The sequence below is a fragment of the Meiothermus luteus genome (genome assembly GCF_003574085.1).
Lineage (GTDB): Bacteria > Deinococcota > Deinococci > Deinococcales > Thermaceae > Meiothermus > Meiothermus luteus.
On the sequence record NZ_QWKZ01000160.1, the window covers coordinates 1 to 3,563 of the forward strand.

General features: G+C 71.1%; 3 protein-coding genes. All 3 read left to right on the plus strand.

What is annotated here, in order from left to right; genetic code table 11:
- The coding region (locus Mlute_RS14540) for an ROK family transcriptional regulator (protein WP_147371123.1) at positions 1-1,131 on the plus strand (1,131 nt) is incomplete at its 5' end.
- Positions 1,128-2,291 (plus strand): xylose isomerase, encoded by a 1,164-nt coding sequence (gene xylA / locus Mlute_RS14545; protein ID WP_245959003.1) that lies wholly within the window; start codon positions 1,128-1,130, stop codon positions 2,289-2,291. The genes Mlute_RS14540 and xylA, both read left to right, overlap by 4 nt.
- Positions 2,288-3,563, plus strand: a 1,276-nt coding sequence (xylB, locus tag Mlute_RS14550; RefSeq protein WP_119361264.1) for a xylulokinase, incomplete at its 3' end; no start/stop codon positions are given. The genes xylA and xylB, both read left to right, overlap by 4 nt.

Below are 3,563 nucleotides of genomic sequence, written 5' to 3' on the forward strand. Positions count from 1 at the left end.
CTCGAGCCCCCTCCCCCAGGCGGCACCCGCCAGCTCCGCCGCTGGCACCGCGCGCGCATCCTGCAGGCCATCCGCAAGGAGCCCGGCGTCTCGCGGCTGCGCCTGGCGCGGAAGCTGGGCCTCTCCCCCTCGGCGGTGACCGAGGTGGTGGCCGAGCTTCTCACAGAGGGGCTGGTGCGGGAACGGCCCCTGCCCCCCCGGGGCCAGGGGCGTCCCTCGGTGGCCCTCGAGGTGGAGGGAAAGCGCCACCTGGCGTTGGCCTGGGAGATCGACGTGGATCGGATGGCGGTGGCCCTCATGAACCTGCGGGGCGAGGTGCGGGCCCGTGTCGCACTGCCCCCAGCCCCCCCTCGGCTGGAGGAGGCCCTGGCCCAGCTTCAAGAAGCCACCGCCCCGCATCTAAAGGGGGTGCGGGTGCTGGCGGCGGGACTCTCGGTGCCGGGGCTGCTCGAGCCCGCGAGCGGCCACCTCACCCTGGCCCCCAACCTGGGCTGGTTCGACCTGCCGCTGCTGGAGCGCTTCCGCGAGGCCCTGGCGGGCCTGGGCCTGGAAGGAATTCCGGCGGTGGTGGAGAACGAGGCCAACGCCGCGGCCTACGGCCTTTACGCCCTGGGGGGGCTCGGCGCCGAAGGGGAAGACCCCCTGATCCTGGAGCACTGCGTCTACCTGAGCTTAGGGGTAGGCGTAGGGGCCGGGGTGGTGGTGGGGCACAAGGTCTACCATGGGGCCCGCTTCCACGCCGGCGAGGTGGGGCACATCCCGCTCGAGCCGGAAGGCCCCCCCTGCCGCTGCGGCAAGCGGGGCTGCGCCGAGGCCTTCCTGAGCTACCGCCGCTGGCTGGAAGCCCCCAGCGAGGCCCGCCTGGCCGAGATGGCCGAGCGGCTGGCCCAGCTTCTGGCGGTGGTGCTGGCCACCCTCGACCCCGGGCGGGTGGTGCTGGGGGGGCCGCTGGTGGAGGCCACCGGCGAGGCCCTCTTGCAGGCGGTGCGGGCGCGGCTCCCCCGCTACGCCCTGGCGGTGCACACCCCCGAGCAGGTGGTTCTCTCCCCGCTGGGCCGGGAGGCCGCGCTTTTGGGCACGGGGGCGCTGGCCCTGGACTTTTTTGTGGAGACGAGCTACGAGGAGGCATGATGTACGAACCCAGACCCGAGCACAAGTTCACCTTTGGCCTATGGACGGTGGGAAACATCGGGCGCGACCCCTTTGGCGAGGCGGTGCGGGCGCGGCTCGAGCCCGATTACGTGGTGCACAAGCTAGCCGAGCTGGGGGCCTACGGGGTCAACCTGCACGACGAGGACCTGATTCCCCGCGGCACCTCTCCCACCGAGCGGGCGGCCATCCTGCGCCGCTTCAAGAAGGCCCTGGAGGAGACCGGCCTCAAGGTGCCCATGGTGACGGCCAACCTCTTCTCCGACCCGGCCTTCAAGGACGGAGCCCTCACCAGCCCCGACCCCTGGGTGCGGGCCTACGCCCTAAAGAAGAGCCTGGAGACCATGGACCTAGGGGCCGAGCTGGGGGCCCAGATCTACGTGGTCTGGCCGGGCCGGGAGGGAGCCGAGGTGGAGGCTACCGGCAAGGCCCAGAAAGCCTGGGGTTGGTTCCGCGAGGCCCTGAACTTCATGGCCGCCTACTCAGAGGACCAGGGCTACGGCTACCGCTTTGCCCTGGAGCCCAAGCCCAACGAGCCCCGCGGGGACATCTACCTGCCCACCGTGGGGAGCATGCTGGCCCTTATTGGCACCCTCGAGCGGCCCCACCTCTTCGGCCTCAATCCCGAGTTCGCCCACGAGACCATGGCCGGGCTCAACTTCGTGCACGCGGTGGCCCAGGCTTTGGACGCAGGCAAGCTCTTCCACATTGACCTCAACGACCAGCGCATGAGCCGCTTCGACCAGGATTTGCGCTTCGGCGCCGAGAACCTCAAGGCCTCGTTCTTCCTGGTGGATTTGCTCGAGCACAGCGGCTACGATGGCCCCCGCCACTTCGACGCCCACGCCCTGCGCACCGAGGACGAGGTGGGGGTCTGGGCCTTCGCCAGAGGCTGCATGCGCACCTACCTGATCCTCAAGGAAAAGGCCCGGGCTTTCCGCGAAGACCCCGAGGTAAAGGCCCTGCTGGACGAGTACTACCGGGCCGACCCCGAGCCGCTGGCCTTGCTCGGCCCCTACAGCCCGGAGAAGGCCCAAAAGCTCAAGGCGCTCACCCTCCCCGAGGTCCGCCGTTCGCGCGGCTACGCCCTGGAGGCCCTAGACCAGCTTGCGGTGGAGCACCTCCTGGGGGTGCGGGGATGAGGCTGGCCCTGGGCCTCGACCTGGGCACCAGCGGCCTCAAGGCGGTGGCGCTGGACGAGCGAGGCCGGAAGGTGGCCGAGGCCCGCGCGGCCTATCCCCTGCACACCCCCCGCCCGGGCTGGACCGAGCAAGACCCCCTGGACTGGGCCCGGGCCGCACAGGAGGCCCTGCGGGCCCTTCGCGAGGGGCTTGGGGAGGCCCAGGTGGTGGGGATTGGGCTCTCGGGGCAGATGCACGGGGCGGTTTTCTTGGATAAGGCCGGTGAACCCCTGGCGCCCGCCCCCCTCTGGAACGACCAACGCACCGCCCGGGAGGTAGCGGAGATTGAAGCGACCATCCCGCGTGAGGAACTCATCCGCCGCACCGGCAACCCGGCGGTCACCGGCTTTCAGCTCCCCAAGCTGCTCTGGTTCAGAAACCAGCACCCTGAGCTCTTCCGGCAGGTCTACAAGGTCTTGCTGCCCAAGGACTACCTGGCCTTCGCCCTGACCGGAGCCTGGGCCAGCGAGTACTCCGACGCCTCCGGGGTGGGGGCTTTGAACCTAGCGGAAAAGCGCTGGGACGCCGAGATTCTAGGCGCCCTAGGCATCTCCGAGGGCCTTTTCCCCGATCTGGGCCCCAGTGAGCGGGTGGTGGGGTACCTGCGGCCCGAGTGGGCCCGCGAGACCGGCCTACCGGCGGGCCTGCCGGTGGTGGCCGGGGCCGGCGACAACGCGGCGGCGGCCCTGGGGCTGGGGGTTTCGCGCCACCGAAAGGGGGTGGGGAGCGTCTCCCTGGGTACCAGCGGGGTCATCTTTCTTCCCCTGGAAGAACCCACCCCAGAGCCAGAGGGGCGCATCCACCTCTTCGCCCACGCCGACGGGGGCTACCACCTGCTGGGGGTCACCCTGAGCGCGGCGGGGAGCCTGGAGTGGCTCCGGGGGCTCTTCCCCGAGGTAAGCCTGGAAGCCCTCCTGAGGGAAGCCGAACAGGCCCCCCTGGGGGGCGAGGGCCTATTCTTCCTACCCTTTTTGGCCGGGGAGCGCAGCCCCTACCTGAGCCCCCACCTGCGCGGGGCCTTCCTGGGCCTCTCGCTGGCCCACCGGCGGGGCCACCTGGTGCGCGCGGTCTTGGAGGGGGTGGCCCTGAGCCTGGGGGAGGTCTACCGGGTGATGCGTCCCCTGGCCGAGGCCCAGCGACTGCTGGCCACTGGCGGGGGCGCGGCCTCCGACCTGTGGCTCTCGCTTCTGGGCGGGGCGCTGGGGGTGCCGGTGGCGCGGGTCTCAGGCGACG